The sequence below is a fragment of the Nesterenkonia lacusekhoensis genome (genome assembly GCF_017876395.1).
Classification (GTDB): domain Bacteria; phylum Actinomycetota; class Actinomycetes; order Actinomycetales; family Micrococcaceae; genus Nesterenkonia; species Nesterenkonia lacusekhoensis.
This window is the reverse complement of sequence record NZ_JAGINX010000001.1, coordinates 580,254-596,047: the sequence shown is the minus strand read 5'-3', so window position 1 is coordinate 596,047 and position 15,794 is coordinate 580,254. Positions and strand designations below refer to the sequence as shown.

Annotated in this window: 12 protein-coding genes and 2 pseudogenes; 3 read left to right on the top strand and 11 right to left on the bottom strand. The window is 66.0% G+C overall.

Annotated elements, in window-relative coordinates; translation table 11 throughout:
• The first annotated feature begins 42 nt into the window (after positions 1 to 42).
• Complete coding sequence (gene tagD, locus JOF45_RS02880) at positions 43 to 549, top strand: glycerol-3-phosphate cytidylyltransferase (RefSeq protein WP_210047794.1); 507 nt, start codon at positions 43 to 45, stop codon at positions 547 to 549.
• A 25-nt stretch (positions 550 to 574) separates the two neighbouring features.
• Here tagD and JOF45_RS02875 read toward each other — a convergent pair whose 3' ends face one another.
• From JOF45_RS02875 to JOF45_RS02855, 5 genes and pseudogenes are all read right to left on the bottom strand, one after another.
• The gene (locus tag JOF45_RS02875) at positions 575 to 1,315 is read right to left on the bottom strand and encodes a histidine phosphatase family protein (protein WP_245324326.1); all 741 of its coding nucleotides are present in this window, start codon (positions 1,313 to 1,315) and stop codon (positions 575 to 577) included.
• 34 nt (positions 1,316 to 1,349) lie between these two features.
• Positions 1,350 to 3,170, bottom strand: a complete 1,821-nt coding sequence (locus JOF45_RS02870) for a hypothetical protein (RefSeq protein ID WP_210047792.1) — start codon at positions 3,168 to 3,170, stop codon at positions 1,350 to 1,352.
• A complete protein-coding gene (locus JOF45_RS02865; protein ID WP_210047791.1) occupies positions 3,167 to 4,849 on the bottom strand; it encodes a hypothetical protein in 1,683 nt (560 codons plus the stop codon). Before JOF45_RS02865 ends, JOF45_RS02870 begins: the two co-directional genes overlap by 4 nt.
• 4 nt (positions 4,850 to 4,853) lie before the next feature.
• Complete coding sequence (locus tag JOF45_RS02860) at positions 4,854 to 6,863, bottom strand: tetratricopeptide repeat protein (protein WP_210047790.1); 2,010 nt, start codon at positions 6,861 to 6,863, stop codon at positions 4,854 to 4,856.
• Positions 6,864 to 6,918: 55 nt separating this feature from the next.
• Positions 6,919 to 7,224 (bottom strand): annotated as a pseudogene (locus tag JOF45_RS02855) (integrase core domain-containing protein); the annotation flags it as partial.
• 47 nt (positions 7,225 to 7,271) lie between these two features.
• Here JOF45_RS02855 and JOF45_RS02850 point away from each other — a divergent pair.
• Positions 7,272 to 8,669 (top strand): IS30 family transposase, encoded by a 1,398-nt coding sequence (locus JOF45_RS02850; RefSeq protein WP_210047787.1) that lies wholly within the window; start codon positions 7,272 to 7,274, stop codon positions 8,667 to 8,669.
• Position 8,670: 1 nt separating this feature from the next.
• On the opposite strand, the pseudogene JOF45_RS13215 reads toward JOF45_RS02850, so the two are convergent.
• A pseudogene (locus JOF45_RS13215) lies at positions 8,671 to 9,614 on the bottom strand (IS3 family transposase); the annotation flags it as partial.
• Positions 9,615 to 9,683: 69 nt separating this feature from the next.
• The gene (locus JOF45_RS02835; RefSeq protein WP_210047784.1) at positions 9,684 to 10,400 is read right to left on the bottom strand and encodes a hypothetical protein; all 717 of its coding nucleotides are present in this window, start codon (positions 10,398 to 10,400) and stop codon (positions 9,684 to 9,686) included.
• A gap of 293 nt (positions 10,401 to 10,693) precedes the next feature.
• Here JOF45_RS02835 and JOF45_RS02830 point away from each other — a divergent pair.
• A protein-coding gene (locus JOF45_RS02830; RefSeq protein ID WP_210051256.1) for an IS3 family transposase occupies positions 10,694 to 11,805 on the top strand; the annotation gives its coding sequence in 2 pieces (ribosomal slippage) (positions 10,694 to 10,964 and positions 10,964 to 11,805; 1,113 coding nt in all).
• On the opposite strand, the gene JOF45_RS02825 is transcribed toward JOF45_RS02830, so the two are convergent.
• Genes JOF45_RS02825 through JOF45_RS02810 form a run of 4 tightly spaced genes read right to left on the bottom strand, consistent with a single transcriptional unit; the run spans position 11,752 to position 15,571 of the window.
• Complete coding sequence (locus JOF45_RS02825) at positions 11,752 to 12,813, bottom strand: hypothetical protein (RefSeq protein ID WP_210047783.1); 1,062 nt, start codon at positions 12,811 to 12,813, stop codon at positions 11,752 to 11,754. The two genes, JOF45_RS02830 and JOF45_RS02825, sit on opposite strands and share 54 nt — an antisense overlap.
• Positions 12,814 to 12,859: 46 nt before the next feature.
• Positions 12,860 to 13,258: a tetratricopeptide repeat protein gene (locus JOF45_RS02820; RefSeq protein WP_210047782.1), complete on the bottom strand. Its 399-nt coding sequence runs from the start codon at positions 13,256 to 13,258 to the stop codon at positions 12,860 to 12,862.
• Positions 13,259 to 13,266: 8 nt separating this feature from the next.
• A complete protein-coding gene (locus tag JOF45_RS02815; RefSeq protein WP_210047781.1) occupies positions 13,267 to 14,610 on the bottom strand; it encodes a polysaccharide pyruvyl transferase family protein in 1,344 nt (447 codons plus the stop codon).
• A complete protein-coding gene (locus tag JOF45_RS02810; protein WP_210047780.1) occupies positions 14,603 to 15,571 on the bottom strand; it encodes a glycosyltransferase in 969 nt (322 codons plus the stop codon). The genes JOF45_RS02815 and JOF45_RS02810 overlap by 8 nt, the downstream gene beginning before the upstream one ends.
• Between the last annotated feature and the right edge of the window lie 223 nt (positions 15,572 to 15,794).

Below are 15,794 nucleotides of genomic sequence, written 5' to 3'. Positions count from 1 at the left end.
GCAGAATGAACCCGTTCTGAATGGCAGATAGACTCAGCTCTTGTGAAACGGGTCCTGACCTACGGAACGTTCGATCTCCTGCACTGGGGGCACATCCGCCTGCTCAAGCGCGCCAGGTCTCTCGGCGACTATCTGGTGGTCGGACTGAGCACCGACGGGTTCAACGCGCAGAAGCCGGGCAAGAAGCCCAGCTACCACGTCTACGAGACCCGTAAGACCATGCTGGAGTCCATCCGCTACGTGGACCTGGTCATCCCGGAGCTGACCTGGGAGCAGAAGCTGGCCGATGTGAAGAAGTACAACATCGACACCGTGGTCATGGGCAGCGACTGGGAAGGCTCGGAGAAGTTCGAGTACCTCCGGGACCACTGCGAGGTGATCTACCTGCCGCGCACCGAAGGGACCTCCACCTCACAGATCCGCCGCGACCTGCTCTGGGAGGCCATCGGGTACCGCGAAGAGGAGGAGCAGGCGGCCCAGGACGACGCCGAGGACTCGGCTCCCAACACTGCTCAGTTCCCCGCCGTCCCGCGCATGCGCCGCCGCTGAGACCACGGGCTGAGAGCGTGTGCTCTCAGCCGCGGGCGGCGGCCAGGACCTCCGGTGAGAGGTTGTACATGCGCAGCTTGGCGTAGTCGGCGATCTGCTGGTCAGTCATGCTCCGGATCACCTCAGCCTCGGCCTCGGGGCCTCCCTCGATCTGCGCGCCGCCCTGAGGCAGCGAGCTGGAGAGCGGTCCGCCGTGCAGCGGCACATCGATCACGCTGATCGCCGCGGCGGTCAGGGAGATGACATGGGACCGGTCGATCAGCCCCAGGCCCTCCAGCAGCGCCTTGGTGGAGGTGCCGTGGGAGACCAGTACCACAGTGCGCAGATCGTAGTCGGTGTCCACCGAGGGGGTCGGTTCCAGGTCAGCGGCGCTGCGGACCACGTCGAAGAAGGTGCTGCGCATCCGCTCGACCACGGCGGCCGGGTCTTCGCCCTGGGGCGGAGTCCCTTCTCCCTTCTTCCAGGACTTATAGAGCTCGGCGTACCGGCTCTTGGCATCAGCGGTCTGCATGCCTTCCCAGTCGCCCAGGTTCTGCTCGATGAGTCCGGGGCGCTCGATGGGGGCGAAGCCCAGCTCGAAGGCGGCGAAGGTGGCGTGGGTGCGCTTCAGCGGCGAAACGTAGCCGGCGGCGGGGTTCTGGCTGCGGATGTAGAGTCCGGCGGCCTTCGCCTGCTCGATCCCTGAGGGGGCCAGAGCCACCTCGGACTGTCCTTGGAGCCGGTGCGCCCGGTTCCACTCGGTCTCTCCATGCCTGACGCAGATCATTCGAATCACGACCATGAGTCTAAGGGATCAGCGGTCACTGGGGTGCGTGGGTGGGCCAGTCGAGGTCGCTGCGGCGGCTGGGCTCCAGTTCGCCGTCGCCAACCTCGCCGTCGCCGGAAGCTGCCTGCTGCAGGCAGGTGTAGAGGCTCTCACGCAGCACCTCGACGTCGGAGGCGTACAACGAGATCTCGTGGCTGGCCGCCGCGTGCACCCAGGCTGCGGCGTAGCGGCACTGGAAGACCTCATACTCCGGCATCCAGTCCCGTGGGCCCTGCACACCCCGGTCTTCCTGCGTCTGAGCCGGCACCGCCAGGAGGTTCTGGACGTCGTTGTAGAAGCCCACGCGCTCCTCGCGCGGCCGGTGCTCCATCTCGATCCAGGCGTGCTCCACCGGGAGGATGTGATCCAGCTGCGTGCCGGCGCCGCTGTGCTCAGCCTGCTGGCCGGTGTAGGGATCGGTGTAGCGGCCGCTGACCACGCCGGTCTCCGTGGAGTTCCAGACAACCTCATCGAGGTCCCGGGCCAGGACGCGGTGCCGCGTGTTGGGCTCGCCCTCCTCAGGGGCAGCCCAGAAGCCGAAGTGTTCGCGGCGCTGACCGCTCAGCGGGTTCCCGTGGAAGAACGAGTCGTCATCCTCGGCCTGCTCGTCGAGCTCCTCGCGCAGCGTGTCCCCGTCCTCGCCGCCGCAGGAGTCGTTGTCCTCGGAGATCGCCCGGGCGTAGGTGGTCTCCCCTCCCCCGCGCGGCGGAGTGACCGTATAGGTCTGCAGATCGCAGTCCCCACGGCTCTCGCGCTCCACGCTGCGCACCGGCACCTGGTTCTCCAGATTCCAGAGCGCGTCGGCGAGGTCCAGGCCGCTGAGGCCGGACCGGGGCCCGGCGCCGTCGTCGTCGGTGATCTCTCCCCGGGCGGCCGGGGCAGGCTCCTGCCAGTCCAGGTCCGGGCTGCGCTCCCCGGTGAGGGTCTCGGCGTCGTCGGGGAGCTCCTCCTGCAGGCAGTCCCAGAGCTGGTCGCGCAGGTGGTCCACGTCGCGCTGGAACAGCGAGACCTCGTGCTTATTGGAGATGTGGGTCCAGGTCATCGCATAGGCGCAGTGGGCGCTCTCGGCGGAGGGCATCCACTCGGAGGGCGTGTGCCCGGACTTCTCCCGGTTGATCCAGCCGATGGTGCTGGTGAGGTTCATGTGGTCGTTGTAGTAGGCCACCCGGGCCTCACGGCTGCGGTGCTGCATCTCCGGCCAGGTGTGGCCCACCGGGATCATGTGTTCGGCGTGGGTCTCGGTCTCCCCGACGTCGACCATCTGTCCGCTGTAGTGGTCCCAGTAGGTGCCGGAGACGGTGAAGCTGCTGTTGCCCATGTCCCGGGCGTGGATCTCGGTGCGGGAGTGGTGGCCGTTGCCGGTGGTGTCCTCCCAGGTGCCGTAGTAGGGAACCCGCTGCTCGGTGTTCTCATAGGGCACCCCGTGGTGGAAGTTCTCGTCCTCCTCGTCCCGGGCGTCGAACTCCTCGCGCAGCTCGTCGCCGTCGGATCCGTGGCACCAGGTCCCATCAGGGCTGAGCACGTGGACGTAGGTCTGCTCGGGCTCCAGCCCCAGCGGGTGGTTGACGGTGTAGCGCTGGACATCGCAGTCCCCGCGGCTCTGGCGCTCGTGGGTGCGCACATCGGTGGTGGTCTCCAGGTTCCAGAGCGCGTCCCAGTAGTCCTGGGCACTGTAGTCCTGGAACGGGTCGGGCACCTGATCAGGGCTGGAGTAGGCGGAGGCCGGCGGGGCGCCCAGCACGCCTACCAACAGCCCAGAGCAGAGCACGACGCCGACTGCTCGCCTGATCATCGCACCTCCCGTCTCAGCGATCATCCGTTCCTGCCCCCGGCCAGCGGGCTGCGGTCCTCCAGGCGCTGGAAGTACTGTTCGGCGCTGAGCCCCAGCACCTCGGCGGCTGTGCCGTGCGGGGTGACCAGGCCGGCGCGGACCAGGCGCTGAGTGAACCGGAATTCGAAGCTGAGATCGTGCATGACGATCGGGTCGTTGGCCTGGGAGTGCGGGCCGAACTGCAGAGCATCGTCACGGTAGCCCGGGGCCAGGGCCTTCTCCCCCGCGTAGAAGTCGGCGTGGAAGAGTCCGATCTCGGCGGGTCCGTGCTGCAGCAGGTCATAGAGGATCCGCTGGATCCCCAGCGGAGCGCCCCGGAAGTAGAGTCCGAACTCGAAGGGCGCGAATCGCAGCCAGCTCGGCGGGTCCTCGAAAGCCGGCAGGCAGTGCGGCCGGGTCACCGCCAGCTGCACCTGCTCGGCCTCCACGGTCTGGGCGACCTGGTCGTAGTCACGGATCAGGTCCAGCGCCGCGTAGTAGGAGATATCGGTGCGCGTGCCGATCTGAGGGCCGCGCCCGGGATCCAGAGGCCTGCGCAGGTTGGTGCGGACCACCACGTCATAGGAGTCGATCAGTTCCCCGAGCTCCTGATCTGCGGCGGCAGGCCCGACGACGGCCACGCGCCTGCCCGCCACCAGCTCGGCCATGCGCTGCTCACCGGGCAGGGCCGCACCCCAGGCGGCGGCCTCCTCAGCCCGTTGGGCAGCGTGGTCGCGCAGCGGGGCAGGGTCCCCGCCGAAGAGCGCGACGTCGGCGCGCAGCTTCTCCACCTGCCGGGCCACCACCGGATCCGAGGTGTCCACCGGGGCGCGGGAGGCAGTGCGCCGCAGCGCCTGCTCGTCCTCCAACCAGGCGTAGGCCCCGAGCAGGTGTTTGAGCCACAGGGCGGATTCCAAGGGGATCCTGCGCAGCTCCTGCACCCGGTTCTGCGCCATGAGACCGCGCAGCCGCGCCCCAGTGCTGAAGCCGCCGAGGAACTGGATGCGTTCGGCGATGGTCTCGATCAGCAGCTGATGCAGGGAACCGATGTGCTCCTCGTGCCGGCTCAGCGCCTCCTGCGCGCGGGCCAGAACCGCGGCGTCGGGAGTCTGGACGAACAGCGGGTCCACCGCATCCCAGAAGGAGGTGGAGGCGGCCAGGGGGCCGCGGGCGGGCTTCAGCGTGCCCGCCACCGCCCAGATGCGCGGCCAGTCGAAGTGCGAGCGTGCCCCGGAGACCAGCACTCCCTCGACGGCCCGCAGGTCTTTGGGGTTGGCGGCGAAGGCCTGCTCATAGGCGTCTGCGGACGCCTCGAAGTCGGCGATGGAGGACTTGCGGCAGGCCGCACCCAGAGCGATGAGATCGGCTGCGGCCCCGGTGCGCTCGGCGGCGGCGCGCAGCGTCTCCACCTGGGGCGGACGCTCCGGCTCCGGGGCAGGGACCAGGCCGGCGACGGCGTCGTAGTTCAGTGCCTCTCCCCCGGCCTCACCGCGCAGCGCCTCCTGCAGCAGACCGGCGGCCAGCCCGCGATAGGAGCCGGTGGCCTCGCCCTCGGGCTGGAGCCGCTGCGCCGCGGCCGTCACCGCACTGCGAGCGCCGGGCAGGCGTGCCCCGCGCCGGGCCGCAGCCTTGACCACAGCCGCAGCGGCGATCTTGTACCGCAGCCCGTAGAGGCTCACTGCCATGGGCTCAGGCCTTCTCCTGCTCGGCGGCCGGGCGCGGGAAGATCGGCGCAGCTTCCACCCGGCGCAGGTATTCGTCCTTCTCCAGCGCCATCACCTCGGCCGAGGCCCCGTGGGCGGTGAGCCGTCCGGTGGCGGCGAAGGCCTGCATCAGCTGGAAGTCGGAGTCGAGGTCGTGGGCGGTGATGACGTCGTTCATCTTCGAATGCGGCCCGAAGCCCACGTGCTGGGCCTCCCAGTAGCCCTGGGAGTAGGCCTGCTCCCCGGCATAGAAGTCCGCGTGGAAGAGCCCGATCTCGGCGGGGTCGAACTGCAGGACGTCGTAGATGATCCGCGGCACGCCCAGCGGGGCGCCGTGGAAGCACACCGCGAAGTCGTGACGGCCCACGCGCAGCCACTCCGGAGTCTCCCCGCCCAGCAGGCTGCGCACCGAGTCCATGCTCAGCGGACGGGCGACCACCATCTGCAGGTCGCCGGATTCGGCGGCGACGGCGCCTTCGGCCGCCAGCAGGCCCTGGTCGCGTCCGGCGTAGTAGGTGATGTCGGTGCGGCTGCCGATCCGCCGGGCGTTCTCCGCCACGAATCCGGCCTGGAAGCGCGTGCGGATCACCACGTCGTAGGAGTCGATCAGCTCACCGAGCTCATCGCTGGTCTCCGCCGGCCCGACGACGGCTACACGCTTTCCGCTGATCAGCTCGGCCATCTTCTCCTCGCCCGGCAGCGGGGTGGCCTCGCGCACCTGAGCGGAGTAGTCCAGATAGGGCTGGACGTCCCCGTGGAGCAGGCGGGTGTCGGCGCGCAGCTTCTCCAGACGCAGCCGGCCGCGTGCGGTGCTGGGCTGCCAGGGCAGCGGGTCGATCAGCTCCAGAGCCTCCTGGGTGCGGCCCAGGTAGCTCAGTGCGGCCAGCAGCTTCTGCCGGTGCCCCGCGTGGCCGCCGGAGGAGTCGCCCAACCATCTCAGAGTACGCTCGGCCAGGCTGCGGCGCAGTGCGAAGCCGGTGCGCAGCTGCCCGGCGAACTGCAGCCGATAGCTGATCAGGGAGACGGTCGCCCAGCGAAGCCGGATGCCGCGAGCCTCAGCGTCCTGAAGCAGGGCGAGGATCACCTGGGCCTGCTCGGCACTCACATGCGGGGCGGTGACCAGAGGGGTGAGCTGGTCGAGGAGCTCCCGGCGTCGGGCGTATCCGCGCTTCTTGCTTGCCTCGAAGACCAGGGCGCTCTCCCACATGCCGGCCCAGTCCTGGGCGGCGCGTGTTCCGGTGGCCAGGATTCCGCGCATCGCCACCGATGAGGTGGGCCGCAGCGCCAGGGCCTGCTCGTAGGCTCTCTGGGCGCGCTCCATCTGCAGCACGTGCGGGCGGCGGGCCCGGTGGGCGTAGTCGAGCAGCCAGCGGTAGGCCGGATGCTTCTCAGTGACCTCCTGGAGGCGGTCCAGGCCCGCCTCCACGTGGCCGTGGTCGAACTCGAAGCGTCCCAGCTGATAGCTGATGCCGGGATCCTCGGGGGCCAGTTCGGCGGCTCGCTGCAGCGCCTCGCGGGCCTTCTCGCCGTCGGCCACCGGCCCTTCGACCAGACCGCCCACGGAGTCGCGGACCATTCCGCCCTTGGCCGCCCGTTGGTAGGAGCGGGCCAAGGCCACCCAGCGCACCGGGTTCTGCGGCTCCAAGTCTTTGGCGCGCAGCCGCATCTGCAGAGCGGCCTCATACTCCTTGACCTTCAGGAAGCGCTGGGCCAGCCGCTCCAGGTAGCCGGCGTCGTCGATGGCCTCCAGGTCCAGACTCTCCAAGAGTTTGGCCGACCCGGTGGGATTGGCCTCGAAGAGCACTGTGGCGGCCTGTTCGTGCAGGCTGCGCAGCCTGGCGCGGCTGGGGGTCAGCGCGGACTCCGTGGTCGTGGGGACGAGGCGACCGCTGGCGACCACGGCGCGGGCTGCGGCGAGGTCGGCTCCAGGGACTTTGGCGGCGAGGCCCATGGCTCGGCGGCCGGCCTCCGCCCCGAGGACGAGTGGTTTCAGCATCGCCACCTGAGTTTACTGCGCACTGGAGCAACTCATGAACTGAACCGTCCTGGGTTTAGTTCCGAGATTTTGGTGCGGACTCGGTCCGCTGTTCATAGTAGGCGCTCTCAACTTCTGCCGGGGTCTGCTGCCCGAGGTTCTCGTGCAGCCTGGCAGTGTTCCACCAGTGGACCCAGTTCATCGTGGCGAACTCCACCTCCGTCAGCGAAGCCCACGCCGGCTGGGAGTAGATCAGCTCGGTCTTATACAGCCCATTGACGCTCTCGGCCAGAGCATTGTCATAGGAATCCCCAACAGTGCCCACCGAAGGGCGGATGCCGTGATCAGCGAGCTTGTCGGTATAGGCGATCGCCACATACTGGCCGTATTCAAGTGGTCGTCGCAACACCTACCTGATGGAGGTGTTCGATGGGCATTGGCCCAAGGCAGAAGAGGGCAAGGGAATATCGCGGTCAGATCGTCTCTCCTGGGCGCCCAACGGTGGCTTGGCGCGAGGACCGTGTGCGGTTCTGGCAGGCCATCGCTGCAGGAGCTAAGACCCGAGAGGCCGGTGAAGCCGCCGGTGTCTCCGAGCCTGTAGCTCACCGTTGGTTCCGACATGCTGGTGGCGTGAATCCACACTTGGCCTCGACTGTTTCCGGACGGTATATCTCCTCCTCTGAACGGGAGGACATCGCTTTATGGCGAGCCCAAGACAGCGGGGTCCGTGAGATCGCCCGTCGGCTGGGGCGTAGCCCATCGACGATCTCACGGGAGCTACGGCGTAACGCCTCGACCAGGACCTATCAGCTGGAGTACAAGGCCTCGATTGCTCAGTGGCATGCTGAGCGGCGCGCCCGCCGTCCGAAGACCGCGAAGATGGTCACCAACGACCGGCTGCGCCAGTACGTCCAAGACAAGCTCAGCGGTGAGATCATCACCGCCGAAGGTGAAGTTGTCGGCCCCGAGGGCCCGGCCTGGGATGGAAAGAACAAGCCCCACCGTGGGGACCGTGAATGGGTCACCGCCTGGAGTCCGCAGCAGATTGCCAAGCGGCTGCCACTGGAGTTCCCCGATGACCCGACCATGAGGATCTCTCATGAGGCGATCTATCAGGCCCTCTACGTCGAATCCCGCGGCGGGCTTGCCCGGAAGCAGTCCTGGCACCTGCGCCGAGGTCGCACCAAGCGAATGCCCCGGGCCCGCACACGGCAGGAAGCCTGGGCTCATGTCACTGCCGAGACCGTGCTGCAGAAACGCCCCAAGGAGGTCGAGGACCGCAAGATCGCCGGCCACTGGGAAGGTGACCTGATCATCGGACTGAAGCGTTCGGCCGTGGCCACGTTGATCGAGCGCACCACCCGCTACGCGATACTGGTCCACCTGCCCCGCCAGGCCGGGTACGGGCAAATTCGACCAACGAAGAACGGCCCGGCACTGGCGGGGTATGGGGCGTTGACCATGAAAGACGCTCTGGCGAAGTCGATCACCCATCTGCCTGAGCAGCTGCGCCGTTCTTTGACCTGGGACCGCGGCAAAGAGCTCTCGGCACATGCGCTGCTGACGAAAGAGACTGGGCTGCCGGTGTACTTCGCTGACGCGAAGAGTCCCTGGCAGCGTGGCTCCAACGAGCACCTCAATGGTCTGCTTCGGCAATACTTCCCGAAAGGCACTGACCTCTCCAGGTGGAACGCCACCGAAATCGCAGCTATCGCCACCGCCATGAACAACCGGCCACGCGGGATCTTGGGGTGGCGCACTCCCGCCGAGGCGTTCGCCGATCAACTACGCTCAGTCCAACAACACACTGTTGCGACGACCAGTTGAATACGGCCTGCGAACCTCTGTCCGAGTGATGCACCAGTTGGGCATCTTCCTGGCGTTTGGCAGTCGCCAGGGCATGCTCCAGCGCTTCCAACGACAGCGCCTCGGTGGTCATCGTCGAACGAGTGGCCCACCCGACGATCCGACGGCTGTAGGCATCGGTGACGAAGGCGGTATAGACGAACCCTGCAACAGTGCGCACATAGGTGATGTCAGCGACCCACAGCCTGCCCGGGGCGGGGGCTTTGAAGTTCCGCTCCACCAGATCCGGACGATGATCCGGCACCGGGGCGGCCACCGTGGTCCGGGGTCTACGGCCTCTCACTGCGCCTTCGACCCCGGCAGCACGCATCAACCGAGCAGTCTGATCCCGACCGATCTCCCAGCCTTCCCGGCGCATGGCATGCCACATCTTCCGCACCCCATAGACGCCATAGTTGGCCGCGTGGATCCGCTGGATCTCGGGAATCAGCAGTCCGTCCTTCAACGCCCGAGCTGACCGGATGCGCGCTTTGGCGGCTCGGTATCCGCGGGAGGTGATGAACCCACCATCTGCCTCGTCCATCACGCGGCAGATGAGCTCGACCCCGAAGCGATTCCGGTGCTCGTCGATGAACCGGATCATCTCGTGGTGGGACGGTCGAGCTCCTTGGCGAAAAACGCCGAGGCAGACTTCAGGATCTCGTTGGCCCGTCGCAGCTCGAGGACCTCAGCCTCCAGGGCCGCGATGCGCTTCTGCGCCTCAGCAGGCTCATCGTCTGAGGTGCTGGACTGGTCATTGACCTGACGGGTCCGCTTCAGCCACCCATAGACGGTGTGGGAAGAAGCTCCCAGCTTGGAGGCCACTGCCTCAGCGGCGCGCCATTTCGAGCAGGCATGTACCCGCTGATGATCCTCCACCATCCTGCTCGCCCGCTCTTTGAACTCCGGGCTGTACCTCTTGGCCATAGTCCCTATCCTCTCTGCTCAACAGATCGGAACAAGACCCAGGACGGTTCAGAACCCGTTGGACAACCCTCAGCTCTCCGGCTGGTCAAGCACTACGCGGTAATACACTTCGGTGATCTCGTCACCGCGCAGATCCGGAGCTTCGGGGTCCAGAGCCAGAACACCTTCGGCGATCTGATCGAGGCTCAGGAGCGAGGTGGCAGCTTCTTCGGTGAAGTGGATCTGTCGCGTGTACAGGTCTGGATTCAGACCTTCGGCTTCGACGGCGGCCGCCCATGTCTCACATGGGATGGTCATCACCACAGACATCTCAGTCTCGCCGGAGGGGGTGTCGGCATCACTGACGTTGAAATCGGCGACCTGCGGCTGGTAGCCCGCTGGCAGATATGCGCCCAACGCGGCGTCGGAGTACCAGTTGCCCTGATAATGCGTGCTGCCCAAGCCACAGGAGTATTCTTCGATGCGCTCGGCATCAGTCTCGTAGGTCGGGCTGTCCCCCGAGGCCTCCCACTCCTGGGCATTGTGGTAGTCCGCGGGAGCGAAGAGATACCAGTCGGAGTCATCACGCAGAGCGTGACTCATCTCGTGAGGTTCCGGGTCGTCCTCCAGCGAGGGCACCGGCGCTTCCTCTTCTTCCTCCTCCGTCTCTTCCTCAGTGTCCTCTACCTCGGTGTCCGGTTCGGCAGTCTCCCCCTCGGCACCGCTGTCTCCTGTACCTCCGCAGCCGGTCAGAAGCAGAAGCGAGAGCACTGAGAACGCGCTGATATGAGTGATCTTGTGGTACATGAAAACCGCCTTCAAGGAGTGAGGAAGTACACCTGCTTCCCCAATATGCCATAACCCCGGGGCAGTTTTCCGAAGGTTTAGACGCAACTCACCCTATGTTTTTCACATAGTGCAGCTACCTGAGGACTCCAGCCTCTTCCACCGCACTTATGTACTCGCTTGGTGTCATGGCCAAGACTTCCGCAGCCTTGCCCTGTGCGGTGACGATTCTGGCATGACCCCCTAATTTCGGTCCACGAGTTATGAGAGTCGCACTAGCGCCCGACGCTCCGGGCAGGAAAACTGGTGTGACCATGACAAGCAAGAGAAGACGCCATACCCCGGAACAGATCATCCGGAAGCTCCAAGACGCTGAGAAGCTCCAGGCAGAAGGCCACGACGTCGCCGCCACCGCCCGCGAACTGGGAGTCACCGAGGCCACCTACTACCGGTGGAAGAACCAATACGGCGGGCTCAAAGCCGAAGACGCCAAACGGCTGAAGGAACTTCAGAAGCAAAACGACCGGCTCAAGAAGCTCCTGGCCGAGGCGGAGCTGGAGAAGGCCGCGCTGAAGGAGCTGGCGGAGGGAAACTTCTAAGCCCGGACCGGCGCCGAGCAGCTGCGCGACACCTGATGGCCACCATGGGCATCAGTGAACGCAGAGCCACCGCGCTGGCCGGGCTTGCCCGATCCGCCTTCCGCCGGGCACTGAAGTCTGAGAACGCTGGTGATCCTGATGCTGGGCTGCGGGCCTGGCTACGGGCTTATGCAAAGGACCACCCGCGCTGGGGCTACCGGCGGGCCTATCATGATGCCCGAGCCGAGGGCTGGGCGGTCAACCATAAGAAGGTCCAGCGGCTCTGGCGTGAAGAGGGCCTGCGGGTTCCGGTGAGACGTCGACGCAAACGCGTGGGGTCCTCCACCGCGGAAGCCCCGCAGGCGGACGCGCCGAATGTGGTGTGGGCGGTGGACTTCCAATTCGACGCCGATGAGACGGGCCGGGCGATCAAGATCGCCTCGATCGTCGATGAGCACACTCGCGAATGCCTGGGCGGGATCGTGGCCCGCAGCATCACCGGTGATGACCTCACCGCCCACCTCGACGCTATCGCCGCTGACCGGGGGCTTCCAGAGGTCCTACGGTGTGACAACGGCCCGGAGCTGATCTGCCACGCGATGGCCGACTGGGCCGGGGAGGTCACGGGGATCCACTACATCCCGCCGGGTGCGCCGTGGCGCAATGGGTACGTGGAGTCCTTCAACAGCAGGATCCGGGATGAGTGCCTGAACATCACCAGCTTCTGGTCTTTGACCCATGCTCGGGTGATCATCACGGATTGGAAGAAGGAATACAACACCATCCGGCGCCACTCAGCGCTCGGGTACCGCAGCCCGGCTGAGTATGCTGAAATCTGTACCCATTGAAGAAACCGCGGCCCGCATAACGCGTGGACCTACTTCCGGGGGCAACCCAATTCCCGTCTTCATCAGTGCTTGAGTGAATTCGAAGTCGGCCTTGATGTCGTGGGCCGCCACGATGTCATTGATGTGCGAGCCCGGTCCGAACCGGTCCACAGGACGCCAGCCCTCGCTGAACATCCGGGCTCCGGTGTAAAAGTCCGAGTTGAAGATGCAGATCTCTGAAGGCTCGAACTGCAGCAGATCGTAGACCATACGCTGGATGCCCAGCTGAGCGCCTGAGTAGCAGAGCGAGAAGTCATGCCGGTAGAACCGCAACCACCGGTGTCCGAGATGGGCATGGGTGGCGTGGGTGAAGGGCCGGGCATTGACCAGCTGAAGATCCCCACGGTCCACGGCCTCCTCTGCCTGAGTGAGGAACTCATCCATGTCGAAGCCGGAGTAGTAGGCGATGTCGGTGCGGCTACCCATGGTCTCGGGATGGGCAGCGAGGAACTCCGGCTGGTAGCGCGGGCGGACCACCACGTCATAGGAGTCGATCAGCTCGCCCAGACGGTCGCCGGTCTCGGCGGGCCCGACGACGGCCACGCGATTTCCAGTGACCAGCTCAGCCATGCGGCCCTCGCCGGGAAGCGGGGCCTGCTCGCGGACCGTCTCGGCGTAGGCGCAATAGGGCTCCGCACGGCCGGTCATCAGCAGGGCATCGGCGTGCATCTTCTGGAGCCGCTGCTGGGCCTGGAAATCGTCTTTGGCCCAGTGCTGCATGCGGCTCAGCTGGGCGGCGGTCTCCGGGCTGCCGGTGTAGACCAGCGCTTTGAACAGGTTGCGCAGCGCGCTGAGGTTCTCCCCCGGCGGTGTCACGAAGTTCTGGGCGATGCGCCGCTGCTGGCTGAGCATGCGCAGCCGGAAGCCGAGGGAGAAGTGTCCGGCGAACTGCAGGCGCATCAGCACCAGAGTCACGGTGGTGGGTTTGAGATGCCGGCCGTTCTGGCCCATCTCCTCGAGCGTCTCCACGATGCTGGCAGCCTCTTCGGCGCTGGGCTGCGGCCCGGTGAGGTGGTCACCGGCGAAGAGGGCATCCAGCCGTCGGCGCAGTGTGGGGTTCCGGTAGGGCGAGCTGCCCTTCTTCAGGCGGCTCCAGTTCGCGGACGGACCGCCAGATGCGTGGCCAGTCCATGCTTCCGCGGGCTCCGACGGCGACCAGCCGGGACAGTCCCCGTTGGTAGGTGGGGTTGACCGTCAGCACCTTCTCCCAGGTATCCAGGGCGGCGTCGAAGTCTCCTGAGATGCGGTAGGCCTCCGCGAGGGCCTTCAGCGCCTCCAGGTCTGCAGGGTCGGCGGCGGAAGCTTCCTCCAGATGCTGGATGCTGGGCGCCTGCGCAGAGTCCTCCGCAGCAGATTCGGAGGTGACGGTCAGACCGACGATCCAGTCCTGGGTGACGTGGGGCCCTGCACTCATGACTGCCCCTAGGAGTGGGCCAGGCGGTAGGAGGCGCGCACATCGGCCAAGAACCGCTCCTCCAGGGAGACGCGGTTCCAGCGGAAGCGGGGCTTGACCGGGGTGACGGGCTTCTCCGCCGTTGGGATGGGGAAGGCGTTCTGCAGGGCATCCAGGTCGATGCCCAGCTCCGGCAGCACGGCCTGCTGGGCCAGCTCGGCGAAGGGCAGCTGCAGGAAGTCCTTCACTGAGGCCTCGTGGGAGGCCACAGAGTCGGCGTCGGCCAAGGTGGAGAAGAAGTCGTCGAACTTGAAGCGTGCGCCACCGATGTTGCGGTCTGGGGCGTAGAGCCATACCCAGGGCACGCCGTAGGCCTGGGCGATGATGATCCCGTGCAGGGAGGAGGAGACACACACACGGGCGGAGGCGATCTGGCTGATCACGGTGCGCAGGTCCTCATGGACGTCGACCAGGTGGACATCGTCGTCGAGGGCTTCTTGGAATTCCGCGGCGGTGGAGAAGTGGTGCTCCACGTGCTTGAAATGCGGCACGAAGGCGATCTTGCCCTCTGCCTCGGGGTCAGGCTCCGGGGTGTAGAACCTTGGGCAGAGCAGCGCCGGGTCGCCGTAGACCTCGGGGACCTCCCAGCCCAGCTGTTCCTGCAGGAGCTGACGGGTCAGCCGTCCTCGCACAGCGTGGACGGTGACGTCGCTGAGCTTCTCCAGACCGGCGCGTTCCTCATCGCTGAGTCTGCGCATCAGACCGGCACCCCAGATATCAACTTCAGAGGTGGCGGAGGTGGGGAGCATGTGGATGATCGATCCGACGGTAGCGGTCATACGGCCGTGGTTCCGCTTGGAGTAGCGGGAATTGATCATGCGCCGGCCGGTGAGCTCCTGGACCAGCCAGGGGCCGATCTGATCGCCGAAATTGGCGCGGACGTCTGCCCAGAAGCCGAAGGTGTCCTCTCCCCCGGGCTGCCTCGTGCCCTGATAGAGCTCGTGGCGCAGCTCGGTCTCCTGCTGGACGGTCTGGATCCAGGCAGCGGCGCTCTTCATGATGCGACGACCCGGGGTGCCGGTTTCGAAGCTGGCGAGCAGATGGTGCTCGCTGGGCGATGCCGTCAGCCGTGCCGCACCCAGAAGCACGCGACGCAGCTCCTGGCGCCCGGCTTTGTGGTTGGCGCGCATCTTCAGTTCGATGCCCCCGTCAGTCACGCTCAAGTACGCCACGGCCTCGCCGGAAGGGATGGCGAAGGCAAGGCGCAATAGGTTCTTGGTCCGCACGATCTCCGGCTCGACGCCCAGGGCGATGAGGCTGGAGGTGGTTCGTGCAGTTGTTCTGAGTCTCTCAAGCAGGTTGCGGTCAGTCATCCTTCTCGCCTTCCACGGAGCTCTCAAGCTGCTTGACGAGTCGCAACAGCTCCAAAGGCTGGATGGGGCGCTGCTCGGTGTAGTCCTCGAACCCGCGCACGCGCTGGGCATGCTGCAGCCACATCTCGCGCAGCAGCAGCGGGGAGATCTCGGCGCGGCGTTCGGCCATCCTGTAGTGGCGCTCCTCGATGGGCTTCCACGGTTTGAGATTGCCGTTGTAGTGGATGATGCGAATGTCTGTCTCAGGCTCGAACTTCGATTTGAAGGGCCGAGCGAACCGGTTCATCGAGGCCGGCAGTGATCGGAATCGCCGACCGAAGTCGCGGGAGACCGCGGCCAGGGCGATCTGCTCGGTGGCGTTCATCTGCGGGGAGATCTCCATCAGGGCGCCGTAGGCCTTCAGGAAGTTGTCGAAGTAGTTCCCCTCCTGCATGGCCTGATTGTCGAAGAAGGCCACACCCACATTGATCTTGTTGCTGGTGGGGAACGGGCCGCCGGTCTTCTCTTCGAACGCGACCGCGATCTTCTGCGAAGGAGCCTTGTAGCGCGGTGCCAGACGGCGGTAGGCCACGGCAGTACCAGCTTCGATAGCCTGATCCACGGCCTCGACGGCGTCGACGCAGACCACGTCATAGTCGAACTTCAGCGAGTACCTCCAACCCAGGGTGGCCAGGTGCTCTGGCAGCGCCCAGTTCAGAAAGACCTCGGCGGGCCAGCGACCCTCCTGCATCAGCGGCATCTCTTTGACTCGAGTGAAGTCCGGAACGGTGCGAGCGTCCAGGAACTCGATGCCGTGGTGGTCCATGATCTGCCGGTACTCGTTGGTCAGGTCCGCGCCGTCGAAGCATATGACTCGGTGGTACTGACCGGGGTTGTGATCCTCAAGCGACTGCAATGCCACTGCAGCCGGGAATACGATCCGGTGGTCTCCAGCGGCGTACGCCACCACACGGTCAGCCAAGATGCCTCCACAGAACTAAGAAATGACGGGCGACCAACATGCTACCCGAGGGGAATCGTCCTGACTGCGGCCGATCCGCGGTCCGGAGTGGTCACGGATTACCCTTCGGCGCCGGATCCCGATGGATCACATCAGACGGTTGAACAGGAGCAGCGCGATCACTAGCACCGCGACGAAGACGACGGTGAACCGTTTCCAACCCACCAGGTCAGTGTAGGCAGCG

Excerpts from the sequence above, each read along its gene's own strand:
- JOF45_RS02875 (WP_245324326.1), bottom strand. The coding sequence starts at position 1,315 with ATGATCTGCGTCAGGCATGGAGAGACCGAGTGGAACCGGGCGCACCGG.
- JOF45_RS02870 (WP_210047792.1), bottom strand. The coding sequence starts at position 3,170 with ATGATCGCTGAGACGGGAGGTGCGATGATCAGGCGAGCAGTCGGCGTC.
- JOF45_RS02835 (WP_210047784.1), bottom strand. The coding sequence starts at position 10,400 with ATGTACCACAAGATCACTCATATCAGCGCGTTCTCAGTGCTCTCGCTT.
- JOF45_RS02865 (WP_210047791.1), bottom strand. The coding sequence starts at position 4,849 with ATGGCAGTGAGCCTCTACGGGCTGCGGTACAAGATCGCCGCTGCGGCT.
- JOF45_RS02820 (WP_210047782.1), bottom strand. The coding sequence starts at position 13,258 with ATGAGTGCAGGGCCCCACGTCACCCAGGACTGGATCGTCGGTCTGACC.
- JOF45_RS02860 (WP_210047790.1), bottom strand. The coding sequence starts at position 6,863 with ATGCTGAAACCACTCGTCCTCGGGGCGGAGGCCGGCCGCCGAGCCATG.
- JOF45_RS02850 (WP_210047787.1), top strand. The coding sequence starts at position 7,272 with ATGGGCATTGGCCCAAGGCAGAAGAGGGCAAGGGAATATCGCGGTCAG.
- JOF45_RS02815 (WP_210047781.1), bottom strand. The coding sequence starts at position 14,610 with ATGACTGACCGCAACCTGCTTGAGAGACTCAGAACAACTGCACGAACC.